Source organism: Pseudomonas sp. PDM19 (assembly GCF_014852215.1).
In the GTDB taxonomy this organism is placed as follows: Bacteria; Pseudomonadota; Gammaproteobacteria; order Pseudomonadales; family Pseudomonadaceae; genus Pseudomonas.
Genome location: NZ_JACVBG010000001.1, coordinates 1,006,712 through 1,031,568 on the forward strand (window position 1 = coordinate 1,006,712; position 24,857 = coordinate 1,031,568).

Annotated in this window: 15 protein-coding genes; 13 read left to right on the top strand and 2 right to left on the bottom strand. The window is 67.0% G+C overall.

All coding sequences use genetic code 11. The features are described from left to right. Positions 1-99 precede the first annotated feature (99 nt). The 4 genes from IB273_RS04360 (at position 100) to aldA (ending at position 7,912) form a co-directional block, all read left to right on the top strand. Positions 100-1,872 (top strand): methanol/ethanol family PQQ-dependent dehydrogenase, encoded by a 1,773-nt coding sequence (locus IB273_RS04360; RefSeq protein WP_081519749.1) that lies wholly within the window; start codon positions 100-102, stop codon positions 1,870-1,872. 321 nt (positions 1,873-2,193) lie between these two features. Next, the gene (locus IB273_RS04365) at positions 2,194-3,714 is read left to right on the top strand and encodes an aldehyde dehydrogenase family protein (protein ID WP_081519750.1); all 1,521 of its coding nucleotides are present in this window, start codon (positions 2,194-2,196) and stop codon (positions 3,712-3,714) included. A gap of 555 nt (positions 3,715-4,269) precedes the next feature. Then, complete coding sequence (locus IB273_RS04370; RefSeq protein WP_081519751.1) at positions 4,270-6,453, top strand: PQQ-dependent dehydrogenase, methanol/ethanol family; 2,184 nt, start codon at positions 4,270-4,272, stop codon at positions 6,451-6,453. A gap of 22 nt (positions 6,454-6,475) precedes the next feature. Next, a complete protein-coding gene (aldA, locus tag IB273_RS04375; RefSeq protein ID WP_151186978.1) occupies positions 6,476-7,912 on the top strand; it encodes an aldehyde dehydrogenase in 1,437 nt (478 codons plus the stop codon). Positions 7,913-8,264: 352 nt separating this feature from the next. On the opposite strand, the gene IB273_RS04380 is transcribed toward aldA, so the two are convergent. Beyond that, positions 8,265-10,199 carry a sigma-54-dependent Fis family transcriptional regulator gene (locus tag IB273_RS04380; protein WP_151186979.1) on the bottom strand — a complete coding sequence of 645 codons (1,935 nt, stop codon included), beginning with the start codon at positions 10,197-10,199 and terminating at the stop codon, positions 8,265-8,267. 386 nt (positions 10,200-10,585) lie between these two features. On the opposite strand from IB273_RS04380, the gene pqqA reads away from it, so the two are divergent. The 8 genes from pqqA to IB273_RS04420 all read left to right on the top strand — a co-directional run bounded on the left by pqqA (position 10,586) and on the right by IB273_RS04420 (position 18,557). Further along, complete coding sequence (gene pqqA / locus IB273_RS04385) at positions 10,586-10,657, top strand: pyrroloquinoline quinone precursor peptide PqqA (RefSeq protein ID WP_003106462.1); 72 nt, start codon at positions 10,586-10,588, stop codon at positions 10,655-10,657. 47 nt (positions 10,658-10,704) lie between these two features. Further along, on the top strand, positions 10,705-11,619 hold the full coding sequence (gene pqqB, locus IB273_RS04390; protein WP_151186980.1) for a pyrroloquinoline quinone biosynthesis protein PqqB: 915 nt from the start codon (positions 10,705-10,707) through the stop codon (positions 11,617-11,619). Positions 11,620-11,647: 28 nt separating this feature from the next. Beyond that, entirely contained in the window at positions 11,648-12,397 is a 750-nt protein-coding gene (gene pqqC, locus IB273_RS04395; protein ID WP_151186981.1) for a pyrroloquinoline-quinone synthase PqqC, read from the top strand. Continuing rightward, the gene (gene pqqD / locus IB273_RS04400; protein ID WP_017518379.1) at positions 12,397-12,675 is read left to right on the top strand and encodes a pyrroloquinoline quinone biosynthesis peptide chaperone PqqD; all 279 of its coding nucleotides are present in this window, start codon (positions 12,397-12,399) and stop codon (positions 12,673-12,675) included. The genes pqqC and pqqD overlap by 1 nt, the downstream gene beginning before the upstream one ends. Beyond that, on the top strand, positions 12,647-13,795 hold the full coding sequence (gene pqqE / locus IB273_RS04405; protein ID WP_192223348.1) for a pyrroloquinoline quinone biosynthesis protein PqqE: 1,149 nt from the start codon (positions 12,647-12,649) through the stop codon (positions 13,793-13,795). The genes pqqD and pqqE overlap by 29 nt, the downstream gene beginning before the upstream one ends. A 2-nt stretch (positions 13,796-13,797) precedes the next feature. Next, a complete protein-coding gene (locus IB273_RS04410) occupies positions 13,798-15,606 on the top strand; it encodes an alpha/beta hydrolase family protein (RefSeq protein ID WP_192223349.1) in 1,809 nt (602 codons plus the stop codon). Positions 15,607-15,715: 109 nt separating this feature from the next. Beyond that, a complete protein-coding gene (ercA, locus tag IB273_RS04415) occupies positions 15,716-16,879 on the top strand; it encodes an alcohol dehydrogenase-like regulatory protein ErcA (protein WP_081519758.1) in 1,164 nt (387 codons plus the stop codon). Beyond that, a complete protein-coding gene (locus tag IB273_RS04420; protein WP_192223350.1) occupies positions 16,863-18,557 on the top strand; it encodes a NahK/ErcS family hybrid sensor histidine kinase/response regulator in 1,695 nt (564 codons plus the stop codon). The genes ercA and IB273_RS04420 overlap by 17 nt, the downstream gene beginning before the upstream one ends. 6 nt (positions 18,558-18,563) lie before the next feature. On the opposite strand, the gene IB273_RS04425 is transcribed toward IB273_RS04420, so the two are convergent. Further along, entirely contained in the window at positions 18,564-21,014 is a 2,451-nt protein-coding gene (locus tag IB273_RS04425) for a PAS domain-containing sensor histidine kinase (RefSeq protein ID WP_192223351.1), read from the bottom strand. 366 nt (positions 21,015-21,380) lie between these two features. Here IB273_RS04425 and IB273_RS04430 point away from each other — a divergent pair, with 366 nt between their 5' ends. Further along, positions 21,381-24,857: a response regulator gene (locus tag IB273_RS04430; protein ID WP_151186988.1), complete on the top strand. Its 3,477-nt coding sequence runs from the start codon at positions 21,381-21,383 to the stop codon at positions 24,855-24,857.

Below are 24,857 nucleotides of genomic sequence, written 5' to 3' on the forward strand. Positions count from 1 at the left end.
GCACTGCGTTCAATTGTTGGTGCGGCCCACCAAACCAAGAATCTGCGACAGACCGGGGAAATTCCCCGGGTACAACAACAATCGCAGAGGCGCACCGCCATGAGACAGCTTCAACCTTTCGCCCGCACCGTGCTGTTCACCGCCATCAGCCTGGCCTCCCTGGGCGCCCACGCCGGGGTGACCGACCAGGACATCAGCGATTCCGCCAAGCGTACCGACCAGGTCGTGGTCAACGGGATCAACCAGCAGGGCCAGCGCTTCAGCCCGCTCAATACCCTGAACAGCGATAACGTGAAAGAACTGCGGCCGGTCTGGGCGCTGTCCTTCGGTGGTGAGAAGCAGCGCGGCCAGCAGGCACAACCGCTGATCAAGGACGGCGTGATGTACGTCACCGCCTCCTACTCGCGGGTGTTCGCCGCCGACGCGCGCACCGGTCGCAAGCTCTGGCAGTACGACGCGCGCCTGCCCGACGGCATTATGCCCTGCTGCGACGTGATCAACCGTGGCGTGGCCCTGTACGGCGACCTGGTGATCTTCGGCACCCTCGACGCCAAGCTGGTCGCGCTGAACAAGGACACCGGCAAGGTGGTGTGGAAGAAGACCGTGGCGGACTACAAGGCCGGCTACTCCATCTCCGCCGCGCCGCTGATCGCCAAGGGCAAGCTGATCACCGGCGTGGCCGGTGGCGAGTTCGGCGTGGTCGGCAAGATCGAGGCCTACAACCCCACCAACGGCGAGCTGCTGTGGAGCCGTCCGACCGTGGAAGGCCACATGGGCTACGTCTACAAGGACGGCAAGGCGGTGGAGAACGGCATCTCCGGCGGCGAGGCGGGCAAGACCTGGCCGGGCGACCTGTGGAAGACCGGCGGCGCCGCGCCGTGGCTGGGCGGCTACTATGACCCGAGCACCGACTCGCTGTTCATCGGCACCGGCAACCCGTCGCCGTGGAACTCGCACCTGCGTCCGGGCGACAACCTGTTCTCTTCCTCGCGCCTGGCGCTGAACCCGGAAGACGGCTCGATCAAGTGGCACTTCCAGACCACCCCGCACGACGGTTGGGACTTCGACGGCGTCAACGAGCTGGTGTCCTTCGACTACAAGGACGGCGGCAAGACCGTGCAGGCCGCGGCCACCGCTGACCGCAACGGCTTCTTCTACGTTCTCGACCGCACCAACGGCAAGTTCATCCGTGGCTTCCCCTTCGTCGACAAGGTGACCTGGGCCAAGGGCCTGGATGAGAACGGCCGGCCGATCTACGACGACGCCCACCGTCCGGGTGCTCCGAGCGAGGGTGGTGAGAAGGGCACTTCGGTGTTCGTCGCGCCGTCCTTCCTGGGTGGCAAGAACTGGATGCCCATGGCCTACAGCCAGGACACCGGTCTGTTCTACGTCCCGTCCAACGAGTGGGGCATGGACATGTGGAACGAGAACATCGCCTACAAGAAAGGCGCGGCGTACCTCGGCGCGGGCTTCACCATCAAGCCGCTGAACGAGAAGTACATCGGCGTGCTGCGCGCCATCGATCCGAAGACCGGCAAGCAGGTCTGGCGCTACGAGAACTACGCGCCGCTGTGGGGCGGCGTGCTGGCGACCCACGGCAACCTGGTGTTCACCGGCAACCCCGAGGGCTACCTGATGGCCTTCGACGCCAAGACCGGCAAGAAGCTCTACCAGTTCAACACCGGCTCGGGCGTGATCGCTTCGCCTATCACCTGGGAGATGGACGGCGAGCAGTATGTGACCGTGCTTTCCGGCTGGGGCGGCGCGGTGCCGCTGTGGGGTGGCGAGGTGGCCAAGCGCATCAAGGACCTGGACCAGGGCGGGATGATCTGGACCTTCAAGCTGCCCAAGGATCTGGTGGCGAAGAAGTGAGGTTCGTTTGATCTATGCAAAGGGCCGGCCATTGAGCCGGCCCTTTGCTTTTGCGCTGGCGCGAAACTCAACCTGTAGCAGCTAGCCATGCCCGCGATCCGCCGGCAAGGCCGGCGTTTCAGGCGGCTCGGTAGTTGGCCGAAATTGCCCGGCAGTGCCCCACGGCCAGGGCCTGCTCCTGCAAACAGCCATACCCACCGCTCTACTACCAAATGAGTAACCCACCACTCCCATGGGTGCATTCCGGGCGGGGAAGGGCGCTGCCTAAGATCGCTCCATGACCTGGCCGATGGAGGCCGGGAACCGACAGGAGAGCACCCCATGATCTACGCCGCACCCGGAACCCCAGGCGCCGTCGTCACCCTCAAGCCGCGCTACGGCAACTACATCGGCGGCGAGTTCGTCGCGCCGGTGCTGGGCCAGTACTTCAGCAACACCTCGCCGGTGAACGGCGAAGTCATCGCCGAGTTTCCGCGCTCCACCGCCGAAGACATCGAACGTGCCCTCGACGCTGCCCACGCCGTGGCCGGCAGCTGGGGCCGTACCTCGGTGCAGGACCGTGCGCTGATCCTGCTGAAGATCGCCGACCGTATCGAACAGAACCTGGAGCAGCTCGCCGTCGCCGAGACCTGGGACAACGGCAAGGCCGTGCGCGAGACCCTCAACGCCGACGTGCCGCTGGCCGCCGATCACTTCCGCTACTACGCCGGCTGCATCCGTGCCCAGGAGGGCGGCGCCGCGGAGATCAACGAGAACACCGTCGCCTACCACATCCACGAACCCCTGGGCGTGGTCGGACAGATCATCCCGTGGAACTTCCCGCTGCTGATGGCCGCGTGGAAACTCGCCCCGGCACTGGCCGCCGGCAACTGCGTGGTGCTCAAGCCGGCGGAGCAGACGCCGCTGTCGATCATGCTGCTGGCCGAGATCATCGGCGACCTGCTGCCGCCGGGCGTGCTGAACATCGTCCAGGGCTTCGGCAAGGAAGCGGGCCAGGCGCTGGCCACCAGCAAGCGCATCGCCAAGATCGCCTTCACCGGCTCCACCCCGGTCGGTTCGCATATCCTCCATTGCGCGGCGGAGAACATCATCCCGTCCACCGTGGAGCTGGGCGGCAAGAGCCCGAACATCTTCTTCGAAGACATCATGCAGGCCGAACCGGCCTTCATCGAGAAGGCCGCCGAGGGCCTGGTGCTGGCCTTCTTCAACCAGGGCGAAGTGTGCACCTGCCCGTCGCGGGCGCTGGTGCAGGAGTCGATCTTCGAGCCGTTCATGGTCGAGGTGATGAAGAAGATCAAGGCGATCAAGCGCGGCAATCCGCTGGACACCGACACCATGGTCGGCGCCCAGGCCTCGCAACAGCAGTACGAGAAGATCCTCTCCTACCTCGACATCGCCCAGGGCGAGGGCGCCGAGCTGCTCACCGGCGGTTCCAGCGAGCGCCTGGAGGGCGACCTGGCCAGCGGTTACTACATCCAGCCAACCCTGCTCAAAGGGCACAACGGCATGCGTGTGTTCCAGGAGGAAATCTTCGGCCCGGTGGTGGGCGTGACCACCTTCAAGGACGAAGCCGAAGCCCTGGCGATCGCCAACGACACCGAGTTCGGCCTCGGCGCTGGTGTCTGGACCCGCGACATCAACCGTGCCTGGCGCATGGGGCGGGGCATCCAGTCCGGCCGCGTGTGGACCAACTGCTACCACCTGTACCCGGCGCACGCCGCGTTCGGCGGCTACAAGAAGTCCGGCGTCGGACGCGAGACCCACAAGATGATGCTCGACCACTACCAGCAGACCAAGAACCTGCTGGTGAGCTACGACATCAACCCGCTGGGCTTCTTCTAAGGCGTTGCTGCAAGCCGGCGGACCTTACCCCATCAGGTTCGCCGGCTCCCTTCTCTGGTGTACCGCCCGGCACTCCACCGGGTATCCCTTGTGTCGACGCGCCCGTTCGGGCGGCCGTCCGCTTCCGTGCCCACTTCCATGGGCGACGGCCTTCGTCGAACGCGGCTTCTGCCGCGTTTTCTTTTTCCCAAGTGGTTCCGGTTCGCGAGCAAGGTCCGCTGCATCCACCCGCGCCAAACTCGCCGGCCAACTCTGCGTAGGATGGCGTAGAGCGCAGCGATACCCATCGTCTTTCGTGAGCCGGCAGCATGGGTATCGCTGCGCTCCACCCATCCTACAAGTGCGTTCGCAACGTCCCGTTCGCGCAACACCTGCCGCTGTCCCGCGCAACACCTGTAGCGCCCGCAACAGCCGCATCACATCCCGTGAGGAATGCCAGAGGCCAGGAAGCACGGGGCCTTCAGCGTACTCCTGCAACCCTGGCACAGCGGTTGCTCTGAGCCTTCCAAGCCGCGGCGAACGATCTGCGGCACCAACAAGAATCGGAGAACCTCCATGAGATCGATTGGCCTGCACGTGCCTTCCGTTCGCCTGCAACCCACCCTGCGTCATTCCCTGCTGACCGCTTCGCTGCTGATGGCCGGTCTGTCCCCCAATCTCCAGGCTGCTGAAGTCCCGGCCAACGTCGATGGCAAGCGCATCGCCGCCGCCAACAGCGAGCCGGGCAACTGGATGTCCACCGGCCGTACCTACGACGAGCAGCGCTTCAGCCCGCTGAAGAAGATCGACCAGAGCAATGTCGGCAACCTGGGCCTGGCCTGGAGCCACAAGCTGGACATCGACCGTGGCGTGGAAGCCACGCCGATCGTGGTCGATGGCGTGATGTACACCACCGGGCCGTTCTCCATCGTCTACGCGCTGGACGCCCGCACCGGCGAGCAGCTGTGGAAGTACGACCCGCAGTCCGACCGCAGCCGCGCCGGCGAAGCCTGCTGCGACGCGGTGAACCGTGGCGTGGCGGTGTGGAAGGGCAAGGTCTACGTCGGCGTGCTCGATGGCCGTCTGGAGGCCATCGACGCCAAGACCGGCAAGCGCGTGTGGAGCGTCGATACCCGCAGCGACCCGACGCGCAGCATCACCATCACCGGCGCGCCGCGCATCGTGAAGGGCAAGGTCATCATCGGCAACGGCGGCGCCGAGTTCGGCGTGCGCGGCTACATCACCGCCTACGACGCCGAGACCGGCAAGCAGGACTGGCGCTTCTTCACCGTGCCCGGTGACCCCAAGGAAATGCCCAAGGGCAAGGGCATGGAGATCGCCGCCAAGACCTGGTTCGGCGACAACTACCACAAGCAGGGCGGTGGCGGCACCGTGTGGGACTCGATGTCCTACGACCCCGAGCTGAACCTGCTGTACATCGGCGTCGGCAACGGCTCCTCGTGGAACCCGCGCATCCGCAGCGAAGGCAAGGGTGACAACCTGTTCCTCTCGTCCATCGTCGCGATCAACCCCGACAACGGCGAGTACGTCTGGCACTACCAGACCACACCCGGCGACGCCTGGGACTACACCGCGACCCAGCACATCATGCTGGTGGACCTGGAGATCGACGGCAAACAGCGCAAGGTGCTGATGCAGGCGCCGAAGAACGGCTTCTTCTACGTCATCGACCGTGCGACCGGCGAGCTGCTCTCGGCGAAGAACTTCATCCCGATCAACTGGGCCACCGGCATCGACATGAAGACCGGCCGGCCGATCCGCAACGAGAAGGTCTCCGACTACTGGAAGGACCCGGAGAAGAAGGCGCGCCTGATCCAGCCGGCCTTCTGGGGCGCCCACGACTGGCAGCCGATGTCTTACAACCCCAACACGGGGCTGGTGTACATCCCCGCGCACATCATGTCGGCGATGTACCAGGACGTCGAAGGCGCGCCACCGCGCTCCAAGTTCAAGAGCATCTACCAGCTCGACGTCAACACCGGAATGATGCCCGAGGACCCCGAAGGCCTGCGCAAGATCGCCGACACCTGGACCGGCAAGCTGATCGCCTGGGACCCGGTGAAGCAGGAAAAACGCTGGGAAGTTCCCTACAGCACCATCTTCAACGGCGGCACCCTGAGCACCGCCGGCAACCTGGTGTTCGAAGGCACCGCCGACGGCCGCGTGGTGGCCTACGCCGCCGAGACCGGCAAGAAGCTCTGGGAATCCCCGGCCAACACCGGCGTGATGGCCGCGCCGATCACCTATGAGGTGGATGGCGAGCAGTACGTGACCTTCATGGCCGGCTGGGGCGGCGCCTTCTCCACCTTCGCCGGCGCCCTGTCGCTGCGCGCCGGGGTCAAGCCCAACGCCCAGGTGCTGACTTACAAGCTGGGCGGCACCGCGAAGCTGCCGGACATCAACTACAAGTGGGCCGACCGCAAGCCCGAGCCGCCGGCGCTGACCGGCACCACCGCGCAGATCGACCAGGGCCGCGAGCTGTTCAACGGCAGCTGCTCGCAGTGCCACGGCATCAACGCCATCAGCGGCGGCGTGGTGCCCGACCTGCGCACCCTCAGCGCGGAAAACCACCAGCGCTTCCTCGGCATCATCTACGGCGGCCGCATCCCCGACGGCATGCCCTCGTTCCAGGGCCACCTCGACCTGCAGCAGGCCGAGGCCGTGCACCAGTACCTGATCAAGCGCGCCTACGACCTCAAGGAACAACTGGCCGGCGCGCAGAAGACCGCCGCCAAGTGACCGTCAAACCGGAGAGCAACCCATGACTGACGTGACAACCTACCAGCACTACATCGACAACCGCTTCGTCGCCGGCGAGCCGTTGATCGAGGTACACAACCCGGCCAACGGCGAGCTGCTGGCGCGCATCCCCGAGGCCAGCGCGGCCCAGGTGGACAGCGCCATCGGCGCCGCCCGCGCGGCGCAGAAGGGCTGGGCGGCCAGGCCGGCCATCGAGCGCGCCGGCTACCTGCGCAAGATCGCCGAGAAGGTCCGTGCCAATGCCCCGCGCCTGGCGAAGATCATCACCGCCGAGCAGGGCAAGGTGCCGGCGCTGGCGGAAGTGGAAGTGAACTTCACCGCCGACTACCTCGACTACATGGCCGAGTGGGCGCGCCGCCTGGAAGGCGAAGTGCTGACCAGCGACCGCGCCGGCGAGCACATCTTCCTGCTGCGCAAGCCGCTGGGCGTGGTGGCGGGCATCCTGCCGTGGAACTTCCCGTTCTTCCTCATCGCCCGGAAGATGGCGCCGGCGCTGCTGACCGGCAATACCATCGTGGTCAAACCCAGCGAAGAAACCCCGATCAACTGCTTCGAGTTCGCCCGTCTGGTCGCGGAGACCGACCTGCCCACCGGCGTCTTCAACGTCGTCGGCGGCACCGGGGCCAGCGCCGGCAGTGCGCTGACCAGCCACGCCGGGGTGGACCTGATCAGCTTCACCGGCAGCGTCGCCACCGGCTCACGGATCATGGCGGCGGCCGCGCCGAACATCACCAAGCTGAACCTGGAGCTGGGCGGCAAGGCGCCGGCCATCGTCCTCGCCGACGCCGACCTGGAGCTGGCGGTGAACGCCATCAAGGCCTCGCGGGTGATCAATACCGGGCAGGTGTGCAACTGCGCCGAGCGCGTCTACGTGCAGCGCCAGGTGGCCGACCAGTTCATCGAGAAGATCGCCGCCGCCATGGCCGCCACCCGCTTCGGCGACCCGAACGTGCAGGCGGACCTCGACATGGGCCCGCTGGTCAACCGCATCGGCCTGGACAAGGTCGCGCAGATGGTCCGCACGGCGACCGGGCAGGGCGCCCAGATCATCACCGGCGGCGCCGTGGCCGACCTCGGCAAGGGCTTCCACTACCAGCCCACAGTGCTCGCCGGCTGCAAGGGCGACATGGAGATCATGCGCAAGGAAATCTTCGGCCCGGTGCTGCCGATCCAGGTGGTGGACGACCTCGACGAGGCCATCGCCCTGGCCAACGACAGCGACTACGGCCTGACCTCGTCGATCTACACCCGCAACCTCAGCGCCGCGCTCAAGGCCAGCCGTGAGCTGGACTTCGGCGAAACCTACATCAACCGCGAGAACTTCGAGGCGATGCAGGGCTTCCACGCCGGTACCCGCAAGTCCGGCATCGGCGGCGCGGATGGCAAGCATGGGTTGTACGAGTACACGCATACGCATGTGGTTTATGCGCAGGAGTGAGCCGGGCTAGTCCGTGCCTGGGCTTGGACCCTCTCCCTAACCCTCTCCCTGAAGGGAGAGGGGACTGGATCGGCGTGAGGTGCAGCGACGGCTTCCACCTGATACCAAGGTGTCAGGAAAGCACCGTCGCCACGCTTCACTCGAATACTCCCTCTCCCTTCGGAGCGGGGCGCGCAGCCAGGGCGGGGGAGAGGGTGTCAGGGCGCGCACGGAGCTCCCAGGGAAAGCGAACGCAGTACCCGTAACCCCATCACCGTTTTGCTTGGGCGGGCCTTCCTTGCCAGGTGAGGCTCGCTCCTTTTTCCCTGCGCCCGAAGCGAGTGAATCGCGGACGCAGGGAAAAGGGAAAGGATCAATACAGCGCGTTGGGCTGCACGATGCCGTGCTTCTTCATCTTCCGATACAGGGTCGACCGGGCAATGCCGAACTGCTGCGCCACCGCACTGATGTTCCACTGCTGCTCACGCAGCACCGCCAGCAGGTGGCGGGCTTCGTCGTCGTCCAGGCGGGCGGCGAGGGCGGTCGTGGTGGCTGTCGGCAACGCTTCGGCAGTGACGGCAGGTGCAGCTTGATGCAACTCCATCGGCAGGCAGTCCAGGTCTATGCGGCCGTCCTCGGCGAGGGCGGCGGCGTAGCGCAAGCAGTTCAGCAACTGGCGGATGTTGCCCGGCCACGGATGGCCGCGCAGCCGCTCACGCACCGCGCCATCGAGGTGCAGGGTGCCGCCCAGGCCCGCCAGCAGGCTGTCGATCAGCGCTTCGCGGTCAGTGCGCTCGCGCAGCGCCGGCAGTTGCAGGGTCATGCCGGCAAGGCGGTAGAACAGGTCCTCGCGGAAGCCCTTGGCGCGGATCATCTCGGCGAGGTTCTGGTGGGTCGCGGAGACCACCTGCACGTCCAGCGCCACCGGCGCTTCGGCGCCCAGCGGGAGGATTTCGCGCTCGGCCAGCACGCGCAGCAGGCGCGTCTGCAGGTGCGCCGGCATGTCGCCGATCTCGTCGAGGAACAGCGTGCCGCCGTTGGCCAGTTCCAGTTTGCCCTTCATGCCTTTCTTGCTGGCGCCGGTAAAGCTGCCGCCGCGGTAGCCGAAGAGTTCGCTCTCGATCAGGCTTTCCGGGATCGCCGCGCAGTTCAGCGCAACGAAGGGCCCGGCATGGCGCGCGCTGGCCTGGTGGATGGCGCGGGCGAAGGCTTCCTTGCCGGTGCCGGTCTCGCCGGTCACCAGGATGGAAATGCCCTTGTCGAGCACCTTGCGCAGCTTGCGCACGCCGTCCTGCAGGCGTGGGTCGGCGCCGGCGAGGCGGGTGAGGTCGGGATGCTCCGGGCTTTTCGCGGCAGCAGCGGCTGGCGCACTGCGGCGTGGCAGGCTGGCCGGCGTGCGCAGGCCGACATCGACCAGCGCGTGATCGGCCAGGGTGCGCAGGCGGATGCCCCGCGCGCCGCCCTTGCTCAGGTCGAGCAACTGGTCGACGTCCGCCTCCAGCAGTTGCTCGATGCGGCTGCCCAGCAGCTCGCCACGGCAGGCGGTGAAGGCGGCGTGGTTGCCGCCGATCACCCGGCCCTGGTCGTCGAGGGCGATCAGCTGTTCGTTGGCCAGGTCCGACACCTCGTCGCGGGCCTTCACCGACAGGGTCAGACGGTCGCGGTAGCGCTGGCGGAAGCTGGCGTTCTCGATCAGCCGGGCGTACAGGATCACCAGTTGCAGGGTCAGGTACTGCGCGTCCTTGGGCCCGTCGTTGTACAGGCAGGTGGCGTTCAGGCAGCCGCGCAGGCGGTGCTGGGCGTCGAAGATCGGCGCCACCGAGCAGCTCAGGCGGAAGTTGCTCACCAGGAAGTGCTCCTGGCGGTGGATGGTCAGCGCCTCGCCAGCGGCCAGCGCGGTGCCGATGCCGTTGGTGCCGGCGATGGATTCGTCCCAGCGCGCGCCGACGATCAGCCCGGCCTGGGTGTAGCGGTCGCGCTCGCTGGGCAGGCGCGCATCGAGGGTGATGCCGCGCTCGTCGCTGAGCAGCACCGCGAAACCGGCCGGCAGCACGCGCCGGGCAAGGCCGGTGACGCCCTGGCTGGCAATCGCCAGGTAGTCCTGGTGCAGGCCCTGGTGCTCGCGGATTTCCCCGGCGGTGAGGATGTGTTTTTCCGCCCGCGCGCGCGGGTCGAGATGGTGCTCCATCACGCTGCGGTACCAGGAGCGCGCGATGGCGCCCTCGGGCTGGATGTCACGCTCGCCGAAGTGATCGGCGATGAAGGCGGCAAGGTCGTTCGGGCAGTTTTCCAGGGATTGCGGGTGCATGGTCACTCCCGGCGGCCGTCAGTCGGACTGCGGCGCATTGTTTTTGTATGGGACCGGCTCCGTGTAGGACCGTTCCGAGGATTGGCTAGTCTAGACCGGTGGGTCACGGGCGACGAGAGCCCGAGCAAGGCCTGTGCCGAAATACGCCGCGCGGGGCGCCGAGCCCTGCGCCAGAGCGCTCGCCGCCAAAAGGTGCGGGCGCAACGGGGCAACGGCTGTCGCAGCGATGGGACAGTTGTAGCGGCGGGGTGCGACAGCTGTCGCGGGCCCGCTACCAAATCAGGGGGGAATCTCCTTCGAAAGTATCATTCGGAGTGCCTGACCCTGGTGTTTAACTCGACTTGCCGGGCTTGCCGGCGCCTTCCAACAAGAAAGAGGACAGACCCATGTGGACCAAGCCTAGCTTCACCGACCTGCGCCTTGGCTTCGAAGTGACCCTGTACTTCGCCAACCGCTGATCCACTCGGCCCCGGTCCGCCGGGGCCCCTGCCCACGGGGCACTGTCATGCACATCCGAATTCTCGGGTCGGCCGCCGGTGGCGGCTTTCCCCAGTGGAACTGCAATTGCCGCAACTGTCGCGGCGTCCGCGACGGCAGCGTGATCGCGCAGCCACGCACCCAATCGTCCATCGCGCTGTCCGACGACGGCGCGAACTGGATTCTCTGCAACGCCTCACCCGACATCCGCGCCCAGCTGGCGTCCTTCCCGGCGCTGCAGCCGGCGCGGCGGCTGCGGGATTCGGCGATTGCCGCCATCGTCCTGCTGGACAGCCAGATCGACCACACCACCGGCCTGCTGAGCCTGCGTGAAGGCTGCCCACACGAGGTCTGGTGCACGGAAATGGTCCACCAGGACCTGTCCACCGGCTTCCCGCTGTTCCCCATGCTGTCGCACTGGAATGGCGGGCTGAAGCACCGGCTCATCGCGCTGGATGCCGAGCCCTTCAGCATCCCGGCCTGCCCGGGCCTGCGCCTCACCGCCATCGCCCTGCGCAGCAGTGCGCCGCCGTATTCGCCGCACCGGGGCAACCCGCATCCGGGCGACAACATCGGCCTGTTCATCGAGGACCTGTCCACCGGCGGCAAGCTGTTCTACGCACCGGGCCTGGGCCAGGTGGACGACGAGCTGCTGGCCTGGATGCGCCGCGCCGACTGCCTGCTGGTGGACGGCACGCTCTGGCGCGACGACGAAATGCGCGCCTGCGAGGTCGGCGACAAGCTCGGCAGCGAGATGGGCCACCTGGCGCAGAGCGGTCCCGGCGGCATGATCGAGGTGCTCGACGGCATCGACGGCCCGCGCAAGGTGCTCATCCACATCAACAACACCAATCCCATCCTCGACATTGCCTCGCCCGAACGCGCCGAACTGGACGCGCGCGGTATCGAGGTGGCGTTCGATGGCATGGGGATTTTCCTTTAATGGCGCTTTTCCCAGAAGGAGCGTCGCGATGACCCGCGAAGCCATGAGCCCCGCCGAATTCGAGCAGGCACTGCGCGCCAAGGGCGCCTGCTACCACATCTTCCACCCGTACCACGTGGCCATGTACGAAGGCCGCGCCAGCCGCGAGCAGATCCAGGGCTGGGTGGCCAACCGCTTCTACTACCAGGTGAACATCCCGCTCAAGGATGCGGCGATCCTCGCCAACTGCCCGGACCGCGACGTACGCCGCGAATGGCTGCAGCGCATCCTCGACCATGACGGCGCACCCGGCGAGGAGGGCGGCATCGAAGCCTGGCTGCGCCTGGCCGAATCGGTCGGGCTGGACCGCGAACAGGTGCTGTCCCAGGAGCTGGTGCTGCCCGGCGTGCGCTTCGCCGTGGACGCCTACGTCAACTTCGCCCGTCGCGCCAGCTGGCAGGAAGCCGCCAGTAGTTCGCTCACCGAGCTGTTCGCCCCGCAGATCCACCAGTCGCGCCTGGACAGCTGGCCGCAGCACTACCCGTGGATCGACGCCGCCGGCTACGACTACTTCCGCAAGCGCCTGTCCCAGGCGCGCCGCGATGTCGAGCACGGCCTGCGCATCACCCTGGAGCACTACCGCACCCGCGAGGCCCAGGAGCGCATGCTGGAAATCCTGCAATTCAAGCTCGACGTGCTCTGGAGCATGCTTGACGCGATGAGCATGGCCTATGAACTGGAGCGCCCGCCGTACCACACGGTGACGAGCGAGCGCGTATGGCACAGGGGGTTGCTGTGATGAGTCTGCCTTCGCTGGACAGCGTACCGGCACTGCGCCGGGGCTTCCGCCTGCAATTCGAACCGGCGCAGGGCTGCCACGTGCTGCTCTATCCCGAAGGGATGGTGAAGCTCAACGACAGCGCCGGGGCGATTCTCGGCCGGGTCGACGGGCAAGCCGACGTCGCCGGCATCATCGATGGCCTGCGTGCCGATTTCCCCGGTGTGCCGGGCATCGACGAAGACATCCTGGCATTCCTCGAGGTGGCCCATGCGCAATTCTGGATCGAGCTGCGCTGAGGCGCCGGTAGGCCCGCCGCTCTGGCTGCTGGCCGAGCTGACCTACCGCTGCCCGCTGCAGTGCCCGTATTGCTCCAACCCGCTGGACTTCGCCAGGGGCGGCGAGGAGCTTTCCACCCAGCAATGGATCGAAGTGTTCCGCCAGGCCCGCGAGATGGGCGCGGCGCAGCTGGGCTTCTCCGGTGGCGAGCCGCTGGTGCGCCAGGACCTCGCCGAACTGATCGCCGCGGCGCGCGGGCTGGGTTTCTACACCAACCTGATCACCTCCGGCATCGGCCTCAACGAGAAGCGCCTGAAGGAGTTCGCCGACGCAGGTCTCGACCATATCCAGATCAGCTTCCAGGCCGCCGACGAGGAGGTGAACAACCTGCTCGCCGGCTCGCGCAAGGCCTTCGCCCAGAAGCTCGCCATGGCCCGCGCGGTGAAGGCCCACGGCTACCCGATGGTGCTGAACTTCGTCACCCACCGGCACAACATCGACAGCATCGACCGCATCATCGAGCTGTGCATCGAGCTGGAGGCCGACTTCGTCGAGCTTGCCACCTGCCAGTTCTACGGCTGGGCGGAGCTGAACCGCGCCGGCCTGCTGCCGACCCGCGAGCAGCTGCAGCGCGCCGAACGCATCACCGCACAGTACCGCGAGCGCCTGGCTGCCGAAGGCAACCCGTGCAAGCTGATCTTCGTGGTGCCCGATTACTACGAGGAGCGCCCCAAGGCCTGCATGGGCGGCTGGGGCAGCGTGTTCCTCGACGTCACCCCGGACGGCACCGCGCTGCCGTGCCACAGTGCGCGGCAACTGCCGGTCAAGTTCCCCAACGTGCGCGAGCACAGCCTGCAGCACATCTGGTATGAGTCGTTCGGCTTCAACCGCTTCCGTGGCGATTCGTGGATGCCGGAGCCGTGCCGCTCCTGCGACGAGAAGGAACGCGACTTCGGTGGCTGCCGCTGCCAGGCCTTCATGCTCACCGGCGATGCCGAGGCAACTGACCCGGTGTGTGCCAAGTCGGCCCACCACGGCATCATCCTTGACGCCCGTCGCGAGGCGGAAACCGCGGCCGCGCCGCTCAGCGCGCTGACCCTGCGCAACGAGCGGGCCTCGCAACTGATCTGCAAGGCCTGAGGATGCAGAGCAGCGACTGGAGCGCCGAACGCGCGGTGGCCGCCGCCGGGGATTTCGCCGAGCTGCACGTGGCCCATGGCGGATTGCTGTGGGCCGCGTTCGACCCCACCAGCGCGCGCTGCCGGCTGTTCCTCCGTCGTGAAGGGCAGAGCGTCGAGCTGACACCGCCCGGCGCTTCGGTGCGCAGCCGTGTCTACGAATACGGCGGCGGTTCCTGCTGCGCCACCGCCGACGGCGTGGCCTGGGTGGAAGAGGGCGACCAGCAGGTGTACTGGCTGCGCCTGGGTGGTGCGCCCCGGCCGATTACCCACCGCGACGACTGCCGCTACGGCGACCTGCACTACGTGCCGGCGTGGAATGCGCTGCTGGCGGTGGAAGAGGAGAACGGCAGCGGCGGGGTGAACCATCGCATCGTCCGCCTAGATGCCGATGGACGGCGCCGGGTGATCGCGTCGGGCGCGGATTTCTATTCTTCCCCGGTGGCTGACAGCAGGGCCGAGCGCATCGTCTGGGTGGAGTGGGACCGCCCGCACCAGCCCTGGACGCGCACCCGGCTGTGCGAATCCTTTGCCGGGGAAGAACGCTGCCTGGCCGGGCAGGCCCGCCATGAATCCATCCAGCAGCCGCGCTTTGCCGAAGACGGCCGGTTACACTGGCTCAGCGACTGCGCCGGCTACTGGCAGCCGTACCACGAAGTGCTCGGCGCCTTGTCCGGCGTCGCCGCCGACCACGCCAGCGCGCCCTGGCAACTTGGCGGGCGTACCTTCCTGCCGCTGCCGCGTGGCGAGCTGCTGGCAACGCGCTACGAAGAGGGGCGCGGCGTGCTGGTGCTGTATGACGGGCATGGCGGTGAGCGCCGGCTGGCACCGGAGTACAGCCGCTTCCGTTCGCTGGCGGCGGACGAGCGCCACTTCTATTGCATCGCCGCTGCGCCGGACCGCCTGCCGACGCTGCTGGCGATCCGCCGGGTGGACGGTTCCACCCAGGTGCTGGCCGGTGGCGAGAGGCCGTTGCCGGAGGCCGAGCTGTCCCGTGGCGAAGCCTTCCACTACCCGGTGGGCGAGGACGAATGCGGCCATGGATTCTTCTATCCGCCCTACGCCACGGACGGGGCTCCGCCGCTGGTGGTGTTCCTGCATGGCGGACCGACCTCGGCCAGCTACCCGGTGTTCGACGGGCGCATCCAGTTCTGGACGCGGCGGGGCTTTGCCGTCGCCGATATCAACTATCGCGGCAGCAGCGGCTATGGCCGCGCCTACCGCGAGCGCCTGCATTTGGGCTGGGGGCAGGTGGAAGTGGAGGACATCGGCGCGGCGCTGGATTTTCTCTCTGGGGAAGGGCTTGCCAAGGCCGGGCGCATCGACCGCCAGCGGGTGTTCGTGCGGGGCGCCAGTGCCGGCGGCTACAGCGCGCTGATGGCGCTGGCACGGCTGCCGGGCTTGCGCGGCGGCGCCAGCCTCTATGGCGTCAGCGATCCGCAGGCGCTGGCGCGGGTCACCCACAAGTTCGAGGCGGACTACCTGGACTGGCTGATCGGCGACCCGCATCAGGACGCCGAGCGCTACCGCGAGCGCACGCCGGTGCTGCAGGCCGAACACATCCACGCGCCGATGATCTTCTTCCAGGGCGAGCTGGATGCGGTGGTGGTGCCGGCGCAGACCGACGCCATGGTCGAAAGCCTGCGCCAGCGCGGCGTACCGGTGGAGGTACACCACTATGCCGGGGAGCGCCATGGCTTCCGTCAGGCCGCCAACCTGGCCCACGCGCTGGAGGCCGAATGGCGTTTCTATCAGGCGCTGCTGGCGGGCTGATATCCGTCAGAACCGACTGTCAGAACCGTCTGCCAAGGTCGCATTGCAATACCTGACGGATGCAGTAGGCTGCCGGAAATATCCCATAACAATAATGACAGAGCCCCCGATGTCCCACGAGCTCAGCCAGCTGCGCAAGTTCGTCTCGCCAGAGATCATTTTCGGTGCCGGATGCCGGCACAATGTCGCCAATTACGTGAAAACCTTCGGCGCCCGCAAGGTGCTGGTCGTGTCGGACCCCGGTGTAGTCGCCGCCGGCTGGGTCGCCGATATCGAGGCCAGCCTGGCCGCCCAGGACATTCCCTTCTGCCGTTACACCCAGGTGTCGCCCAACCCGCGCGTGGAAGAAGTCATGCGTGGCGCCGAGGTCTACCGCAGCGAAGGCTGCAACGTGATTGTCGCGGTCGGCGGCGGCAGCCCGATGGACTGCGCCAAGGGCATCGGCATCGTCGCCGCCCACGACCGCAACATCCTCGAGTTCGAGGGCGTGGACACCCTGCGCGTGCCCAGCCCGCCGCTGATCCTGATCCCCACTACCGCCGGTACCTCCGCCGACGTCTCGCAGTTCGTGATCATCTCCAACCAGGACGAGCGGATGAAGTTCTCCATCGTCAGCAAGGCGGTGGTGCCCGATGTGTCGCTGATCGACCCGGAAACCACCCTGACCATGGACCCGTTCCTCTCCGCCTGCACCGGTATCGATGCGCTGGTGCACGCCATCGAGGCATTCGTTTCGACCGGCCACGGCCCGCTCACCGACCCCCACGCGCTGGAGGCCATGCGGCTGATCAACGGCAACCTGGTGCAGATGATCGCCAACCCGGCGGACATCGCCCTGCGCGAGAAGATCATGCTGGGCAGCATGCAGGCGGGGCTGGCGTTCTCCAACGCGATCCTCGGCGCGGTGCACGCCATGTCCCACAGCCTGGGCGGCTACCTCGACCTGCCGCACGGGCTGTGCAATGCCGTGCTGGTGGAGCACGTGGTGGCCTTCAACTACAGTGCCGCGCCCGAGCGCTTCAAGGTGATTGCCGAGACCTTCGGCATCGACTGCCGTGGCATGAACCATGCGCAGATCCGCCAGCGCCTGGTGGAACACCTGATCGCCCTGAAGAACGCCGTGGGCTTCCACGAAAGCCTGGGCCTGCATGGCGTGGGCAGTTCCGACATTCCCTTCCTCTCGCGCCACGCGATGCAGGACCCGTGCATCCTCACCAACCCTCGCGAGTCCAGCCAGCGCGATGTCGAGGTGGTGTATGGCGAGGCCCTCTGACGAGCAGCAGCAACAGGCCCTGGCCGGGTTGCTCGGCCTGGGCAGCCATTCCGCGCGCAAGAGCCACTACCCCGAGCTGGTGGCGCGGCTGGACGAGCTGGAAGCCGAGCGCAACCGCTACAAATGGCTCTTCGAGCACGCCGTCCACGGTATCTTCCAGGCCAGCCTGAGCCAGGGCCTGCGCGCCGCCAACCCGGCGCTGGCGCGGATGCTCGGCTACGACGACCCGCAGCAGGTGCTGTTCAACCTGCAGGACATGGCCAGCCAGCTGTTCGTCGGCGGCGAGGCGGAGATGCGCCGCATCCGTGCGCTGCTGCGCGAGCGCGACGGCCTGTTCGGCTACGAGACGCGCCTGCGCCGCCGCGATGGCAGCCATGTGATCGTCCTGATGAACCTCTTGATCAAGCCGGATGAGGAAGGCCTGGTGGAAGGCTTCGTCGCCGACATCACCGAGCGCGTCCAGGCCCAGCAGCGCCTGCAGAGCCTGAACGAGGAGCTGGAGCAACGCGTCGCCGAGCGCACCCGTGAGCTGGAGGGGCTGAACCAGCAACTGCGCGAGGCTCGCGACGCCGCCGAGGCCGCCAACAACAGCAAGGACAAGTACCTGGCCGCCGCCAGTCACGACCTGCTGCAACCGCTGAATGCCGCGCGCCTGCTGGTTTCCACCCTGCGCGAGCGCAAGCTGCCGAACGCCGAACAGGTGCTGGTGGAGCGCACGCACCAGGCGCTGGAAGGCGCCGAGGACCTGCTCACCGACCTGCTGGAAATCGCCCGCCTGGACCAGAGCGCTATCCGCCCGGACCTGGATGTCTATCCGCTGGACGAACTGCTCGGCCCGCTGGTCTCGGAGTTCGACGAAGTGGCGCGCGCCGCCGGGCTGCGCCTGCGCTCACGGATTCCCGCGCTGGCGGTGCGCACCGATCATCGTCTGCTGTCGCGCATCCTGCGCAACTTCCTCAGCAACGCCTGCCGCTACACCGAGCGCGGCAGCGTGATGCTCGCCGCGCGCCGGCGCGGGGATAGCGTCAGGCTGGAAGTCTGGGACACCGGACGGGGGATTCCGGCGGACCAGCTGCAAGCCATCTTCCTTGAATTCAACCAGCTCGACGCCGGGCGCACGGCCAACCGCCGCGGTGTCGGGCTGGGCCTGGCGATCGTCGACCGCATCGCCGGTATCCTCGGTTGCCGGGTGCAGGTGCGCTCGGTGCCGGGGCGTGGGTCGGTGTTCTCCCTCGAAGTGCCGCTGGTGCGCGATCTGCCGCAACCGGGGCTGGTGGAGAGCGGCCCGCGCCCGGTGACCGGCGACCCGCTGCCGGGCCGGCGCCTGCTGGTGATCGACAACGAAGAGGCGATCCTCGCCAGCATGGCGGCGCTGCTCGGACAGTGGGGCTGCGAGGTACTGGTAGCGACCAGCTACGAGGAAGCGCTGCAGGCGCTGGATGGCAAGGCGCCGGAGGTGATCCTGGCCGACTACCACCTCGACCATGGCCGCACCGGCTGCGAGGCGGTGCGTGGGCTGCGCGAGTATTTCCGCTGCGAGCTGCCGGCGCTGATGATCACCGCCGACCGCAGCGATGATTGCCGTCGTGCGTTGCAGCGGCTGGGGATGCCGCTGCTGAACAAGCCGGTGAAGCCGGGCAAGCTGCGCGCGACACTGAGCGTGCTGCTAACTCATTGAAGCCCTTCAGCCGTCCTTGCGCCGGAGCATGCCGTTGACCTTGTCACGGAGAGCGTCGATGGAGAAGGGCTTGGCGATCATCGACATGCGCGTGGCCAGTTCGCTGCCATCGATATGCACGATCTCGGCGTAGCCGGTGGCGAACAGGATCGGCAGCTCCGGCCGCGCCTCGCGCGCGGCCACGGCCAGTTCCTCGCCGTTCATGCCCGGCAGGCCGACATCGGTGAGCAGCAGGTGGATGGTGGTATCTCCCTGCAGGATCGACAGCGCCTCTTCGGCGTCCTCGGCCTGCAGCACCTGGTAGCCAATCTCCTCCAGCACTTCCACGGTGAGCATGCGCACCAGGTCGTTGTCCTCGACGACCAGGACGCACAGCTGCTCGTTGGCCGGTTCATTGGGGGGCATAGGGGCGTCGGGAATGCTGACCACTGAGGTGCCTCTCGGGAAATAGAGTGTGACGCAGGTGCCCTGGCCGGGCTCGCTGCGCAGGCGGATGTGCCCGCCGGATTGTTTGATGAAGCCGTAGACCATCGACAGGCCCAGCCCGCTGTTGGGGCCGATGCCCTTGGTGGTGAAGAAGGGGTCGAAGACGTGGGTCAGGGTCGCCTGGCTCATGCCCTGGCCGCTGTCCTGCAGGGAGAGGGCGAGGTAGTCGCCGGCCGGCAGGTCATGCTCGCCGCTGACGATCTCCTGGCGCCGCAGGCTGATCTCCAGGCTGCCACCGCCGGGCATGGCGTCGCGGGCGTTCTCCACCAGGTGGAGCATGGCCTTGTGCAACTGGTCGCGATCGGTCAGGACGCTCTGCGTGTCATCCAGGGTGAGCGCCAGTGTGACGTCCGGGCCGGCGCGTTCGACCAGTTCGTCGTGCCAGTTGCGCAGTTGCTGGCCGAGGTTCACCGGGTGCATGGCCAGCGCCTGACGACGGGCAAAAGCCAGCAGGTTGTGGGTCAGCTCGGCGGCGCGCTCGGTGGCCTGGGTGGCGGCATGGAGGATGTGGCTGAGCTCCGGCTGGGTGTTGGCTGGCGCGCGGCGGGTGATCAGGTCGAGGCTGAAGCGAATGCTCGCCAGCAGGTTGTTGAAGTCATGGGCGATGCCACCGGTGAGCTGGCCGACAGCCTCCATGCGCTGGGCGTTGAGCAGGGCGGTCTGCGCCTGCTCCAGCAGTAGCGCGCCACGCTTCTGTTCGGTGATGTCGCGGCCGCAACCATAGATGACGCCGTTTTCCTCGGTGGCGTGCCAGGAAATCCAGCGATAGCTGCCATCGGCGTGGCGCAGGCGGTTCTCGAAGTGCTGCAGGCGCTCGCCACGGGCGAGGGTGGTACGGATGTCGATGCTCGGCGCGAGGTCGTCCGGGTGCACCAGCTCTTCGCTGTTGCGGCCGGTGAGCTGCTCCTCGCTCCAGCCCAGCAGGCTGCCCCAGGCCGGGTTGACGTTGAGCAGCACGCCCTGGTGATCGAGCACGCAGAGCAGGTCCTGGCTCACTGTCCACACGCGGTCGCGCTCGCGGGTGCGCTGGCGGGCTTCTTCCTGTACGGCGACCTTCAGCCTGCGCTCTTCCGTACGCTGGCTGGCGGCGGACAGGGCATGGCCGAGCAGGGCGGCCAGTTCGTTGAAGAAGGTCGCGTAGTTCTCGTCCAGGCGCCGACGCGGGCTGATGCCGAATACCGCCAGGCTGTCGGTGTGGCCATCCAGCGGGGTGGCGTAGGTGCTGTCGAGCACTTCCGGCCAGGGTGCGAAGGCGCGCATGTGCTGGCTGCCCAGGGGGGACTGGTGGGCTTCCTTGATACCGCCGAACAGGTGCAGAGGGTCGTCGTCCAACGCCAGTTGCGCGGGGGCGAAGTGATCGTTGGTGTCGGTGCCGCAGGCGCCGAGCAGGGTGCCGGCATGGTAGAGCAGGCAGAAAGGCACATCGTGGCTGGCTTCGGCAAGCAGGGCGAAAGCCAGGGCGCAGATCTGTGCGCTGTCGTCGGCCTGCCCGAGGCGCTCCGCCAAGCGCGTCAGCAGGCGCTGGCGGCGTTGCTCGATGACGTTGCCGGTGGTCTCCACGGCGGTATTGAACAGGCCGATAGGCTTGCCGTCCTGGCCGAAGATCGGGCTGACGTTATAGGTGAAGTAGGCTTCCTCGACGTAGCCGAAACGCACCATGGGCAGCAGGCGGTCTTCCTCGTGGGCGGCCACGCCGGTCTGCAGGATGTCGTTGTACATGGGGTCGAGGATCGACCAGATGTCCGACCAGGCGACGTGCGCGGGCTGGCCCAGGCAGGCGGGATGCTTGTCGCCGGGGATTGCGCTCCAGGCGTCGTTGTACAGCAGGATGAACTCCGGACCCCAGTAGATGCACACCGGCAGGCGCGAGTTCAGGCCGACTTCGAGGATGCCCTTGAGCGTGGCCGGCCATTGGTCCATCGGGCCGAGCGGCGTGGTCGCCCAGTCGTACTGGCGGATCAGCGGTGCCATGGCGCTACTGCTGTTGAGGAAGTCGCCCTGGCCCTGCACTGGTGAAATAGGGGTTTCCCCCGGGGAGCTTGGCATCGAGCAAACCCTGCGACCGATTGATCTTCTGTTCCTTGTCGGACGTTGGAAAGGCGCACCGGGAGATAATTCCACTTTTCTCCAGGCTTATTCCGTAAAAAGTTCGAACGTCCCGCAGGAGTGGCTGTCAATTCGCCAGCTGGTATGTAGCCTACAACGCTTAGCGTTATTATTTCTCCAGTTTTAAGAACGTTCTTACAATAACTTCAAATACTTACCTGGCATCTGTCGCAATCTCCGCCATGCCGGCGGGATGCATCCAGGGAAGATAGGCCATCAGGGAACCCGCAGATGAACCAGAAAGCCATCGCCGACGAAAGCGCCTTCCGCCGCATACTCGCGCGCAACATGGCGCTGCCACTGGGCATCTGCCTGCTGGGCGCGGTGCTGTTCATCGGCCTGATCCTCTACATGCTCGACGTGCTGGGCTGGGTCGAGCACACCGACCGGGTGATCTCCAGCGCCAACGAGATGCAGCGCCTGAGCGTGGACCAGGAAAGCGGGCTGCGCGGCTTCCTGATCACTGGCGATCCGGGCTTCCTGGAACCCCTGGAGCAGGCGCGGCCGCGCATCAATTCCGGCCTGAAGAGCCTCTCGGAGCTGGTGGCGGACAACCCGCCGCAGGTCGAGCGCGTGGGCCGCCTGACCTCGATGCAGGACGAGTGGATGAGCTTCGCCCAGCAGATGATCGAGCAGCGCCGCCAGGGCCAGGACACCTCCGACGCCATAAAGGCCGGGCGCGGCAAGAGCATGATGGATGCGATCCGCTCGCAGTACGCCTCGCTGATCAACACCGAGCAGCAACTGCGCCACGACCGCAACCAGTTCGCTTCCAGCCTCTCCACCGGCGTGGTCATCCTCTACCTGGTATTCAGCATCGTGGTCGGCACGCTGCTGGCGTACTTCGGTCGCCGGCAGTTGGTCAGCCTGTCCGAGTCCTATGCCGAATCCCTGCGTCGCCAGGTACTGCACAACGAAACGCTGGCGCGCCAGGCCTGGTTGCGTGATGGCCAGAGCCGCCTGGGCGAGCAGTTGATCGGTCAGCAGTCGTTGCCGTCCCTGGGGCGCAGCCTGATGGACTTCCTCGGCGAGTTCGTCGCCTCCCCGGTGGGAGCGCTCTATGTGCGCGATGATCGCGGCGGTCTGCGCCTGTCCGGCACCTTCGGCTTCGCCACCAGCGTGCTGGGCGAGGATTATTTCGCCCCGGATGAAAGCCTGATCGCCCAGGCTGCCCGCCAGCGCAAGCTGCGGGTGGTCGACGGCCTGCCGCCGGACTACCTGAAGGTGAATTCCGCGCTGGGCAACGGCCAGCCGGTGAGCGTGGCGCTGCTCCCGCTGCTCAATGACGGCGGTGTGGTCGGCGTGCTGGAGCTGGGCTTCCTGCGCCAGCTGGAAGAGCGCGACCAGGCCTTCCTGCAGAACGTCGCCGAAACGCTCGGCAGCGCCATCGCCTCGGCGCAGCATCGCCAGCGCCAGCAGGACCTGCTGGCGGAGACCCAGCAGCTCAATGAGGAGCTGCAGGTGCAGCAGGAAGAGCTGAAGACCGCCAACGAGGAGCTGGAAGAACAGTCGCGGGTGCTCAAGGAGTCCCAGGCGCACCTCGAGGCCCAGCAGGCGGAACTGGAGCAGACCAACGAGCGCCTCGCCGAGCAGGCCCAGGAGCTGGCCGCCCAGCGCGATGATCTCGACGGCAAGAACACCGAGCTGAACCAGGCCCGCCTGGACCTGCAGGGCCGCGCCGACGAGTTGCAGCGCGCCAGCCGCTACAAGTCCGAGTTCCTCGCCAACATGTCCCACGAGCTGCGCACGCCGCTCAACAGCTCGCTGATCCTCGCGCGCCTGCTGGCCGACAACGAGCAGGGCAACCTGGACGATGAACAGGTGAAGTTCGCCGAGTCGATCTACGGCGCCGGCAACGACCTGCTCAACCTGATCAACGACATCCTCGATATCTCCAAGGTCGAAGCCGGCAAGCTGGAAGTGCGCCCGGAGAACGCCAGCGTGCGTCGCCTGGTGGAAGCGCTGGAAGGGCTGTTCCGCCCGCAGGCCGACAACAAGGGCCTGCGCTTCATTGCCGAAGTCGCGGAGGACGCTCCGGCGCTGCTGTTCAGTGACCGCCAGCGGGTCGAGCAGATCCTCAAGAACCTGCTGTCCAACGCCTTCAAGTTCACCGACAGCGGTGAAGTTGCCCTGCGCGTGAGCGCCGCGCCGGAGGGGCTGCGCTTCGATGTGCGTGACAGCGGCATCGGTATCGCCGAGGACCAGCTCGCGCGCATCTTCGAAGCCTTCCAGCAGGCCGATGGCGCCACCAATCGCCGCTACGGCGGCACCGGCCTTGGCCTGTCGATTTCCCGCGACCTGGCGCACCTGCTGGGCGGCAGCATCATCGTCAGCAGCGAGCCGGGCAAGGGCAGCGTGTTCAGCCTGCTGTTGCCGCTGAATTACCAGGCGCCGGCCGAGGACGAGGTAGTCAGCGCGCCTGCGCCGATTGTCGCGGTTGCCCCGACCGCCATTGCGCCGCCGGTGGTGCGTGCGCCGGCCGCCGCAGCATTCGCCGACGACCGCGAACAGGTCAGCGTCGGCCAGCGCTGCGTGCTGGTGGTGGAAGACGAGCCGAAGTTCGCTCGTATCCTCTATGACCTGGCCCGCGAGCTGGGCTATCGCTGCCTGGTGGCCATGGGCGCCGAGGAAGGCCTGCGCCTGGCCGACGAGCACGGCCCGGACGCCATCCTGCTGGACATGCACCTGCCCGACGAATCCGGCCTCGCCGTGCTGCAACGCCTGAAAGCCAACCCGCGCACCCGCCATGTGCCGGTACATGTGGTCTCCGTGGAGGACCGCAGCGAAGCGGCCCTGCACCTGGGCGCCATCGGTTACGCGCTCAAGCCCACCACCCGCGAGCAACTGCGCGAGGTCTTCGGCAAGCTGGAGGCCAAGCTGACCCAGGAGGTCAAGCGCATCCTGCTGGTCGAGGACGACCCGCTGCAGCGCGACAGCGTCTCGCGGCTGATCGGCGACGACGACATCGAGATCACCGCGGTGGAGCAGGGCGAACAGGCCCTGGAGCTGCTGCGGCGCAACATCTACGACTGCATGATCATCGACCTCAAGCTGCCGGACATGCAGGGCAACGAGCTGCTGCGGCGCATGGGCGAGGAGGACATCTGCTCGTTCCCGCCGGTGATCGTCTACACCGGGCGCAACCTGACCCGTGACGAGGAAGCCGAGCTGCTCAAGTATTCGCGCTCGATCATCATCAAGGGCGCGCGCTCGCCGGAGCGCCTGCTGGACGAGGTGACGCTGTTCCTGCACAAGGTCGAGTCGCAGCTCTCCAGTGAACGCCAGCGCATGCTGCGCACCTCGCGCAACCGCGACCGGGCCTTCGAGGAGCGGCGCATCCTGCTGGTGGACGACGACGTGCGCAACATCTTCGCCCTCACCAGCGCCCTGGAGCACAAGGGCGCCCGCGTGGAAGTGGCGCGCAACGGCCGCGAGGCCATCGAGAAGCTCGCCGAGGTCGGCGACATCGACCTGGTGCTGATGGACGTGATGATGCCGGAGATGGACGGCTACGAGGCGACCCGCCTGATCCGCCAGGATGCGCGCTTCAAGAAACTGCCGATCCTCGCGGTGACCGCCAAGGCGATGAAGGACGATCACGAGCTGTGCCTGCGCGCTGGCGCCAACGACTACCTGGCCAAGCCCATCGACCTCGACCGCCTGTTCTCCCTGATCCGGGTATGGCTACCCAAGCTGGAGCGCATCTGA

What these genes read in the sequence shown, in the direction of transcription:
- IB273_RS04380 (WP_151186979.1), bottom strand. Translation starts at nt 10,199, where the DNA reads ATGCACCCGCAATCCCTGGAAAACTGCCCGAACGACCTTGCCGCCTTC.
- aldA (WP_151186978.1), top strand. Translation starts at nt 6,476, where the DNA reads ATGACTGACGTGACAACCTACCAGCACTACATCGACAACCGCTTCGTC.
- pqqE (WP_192223348.1), top strand. Translation starts at nt 12,647, where the DNA reads ATGCGCAATTCTGGATCGAGCTGCGCTGAGGCGCCGGTAGGCCCGCCG.
- IB273_RS04425 (WP_192223351.1), bottom strand. Translation starts at nt 21,014, where the DNA reads ATGGCACCGCTGATCCGCCAGTACGACTGGGCGACCACGCCGCTCGGC.
- IB273_RS04410 (WP_192223349.1), top strand. Translation starts at nt 13,798, where the DNA reads ATGCAGAGCAGCGACTGGAGCGCCGAACGCGCGGTGGCCGCCGCCGGG.
- pqqB (WP_151186980.1), top strand. Translation starts at nt 10,705, where the DNA reads ATGCACATCCGAATTCTCGGGTCGGCCGCCGGTGGCGGCTTTCCCCAG.
- pqqC (WP_151186981.1), top strand. Translation starts at nt 11,648, where the DNA reads ATGACCCGCGAAGCCATGAGCCCCGCCGAATTCGAGCAGGCACTGCGC.
- IB273_RS04360 (WP_081519749.1), top strand. Translation starts at nt 100, where the DNA reads ATGAGACAGCTTCAACCTTTCGCCCGCACCGTGCTGTTCACCGCCATC.
- IB273_RS04430 (WP_151186988.1), top strand. Translation starts at nt 21,381, where the DNA reads ATGAACCAGAAAGCCATCGCCGACGAAAGCGCCTTCCGCCGCATACTC.
- IB273_RS04370 (WP_081519751.1), top strand. Translation starts at nt 4,270, where the DNA reads ATGAGATCGATTGGCCTGCACGTGCCTTCCGTTCGCCTGCAACCCACC.
- IB273_RS04365 (WP_081519750.1), top strand. Translation starts at nt 2,194, where the DNA reads ATGATCTACGCCGCACCCGGAACCCCAGGCGCCGTCGTCACCCTCAAG.
- ercA (WP_081519758.1), top strand. Translation starts at nt 15,716, where the DNA reads ATGTCCCACGAGCTCAGCCAGCTGCGCAAGTTCGTCTCGCCAGAGATC.
- pqqD (WP_017518379.1), top strand. Translation starts at nt 12,397, where the DNA reads ATGAGTCTGCCTTCGCTGGACAGCGTACCGGCACTGCGCCGGGGCTTC.
- IB273_RS04420 (WP_192223350.1), top strand. Translation starts at nt 16,863, where the DNA reads ATGGCGAGGCCCTCTGACGAGCAGCAGCAACAGGCCCTGGCCGGGTTG.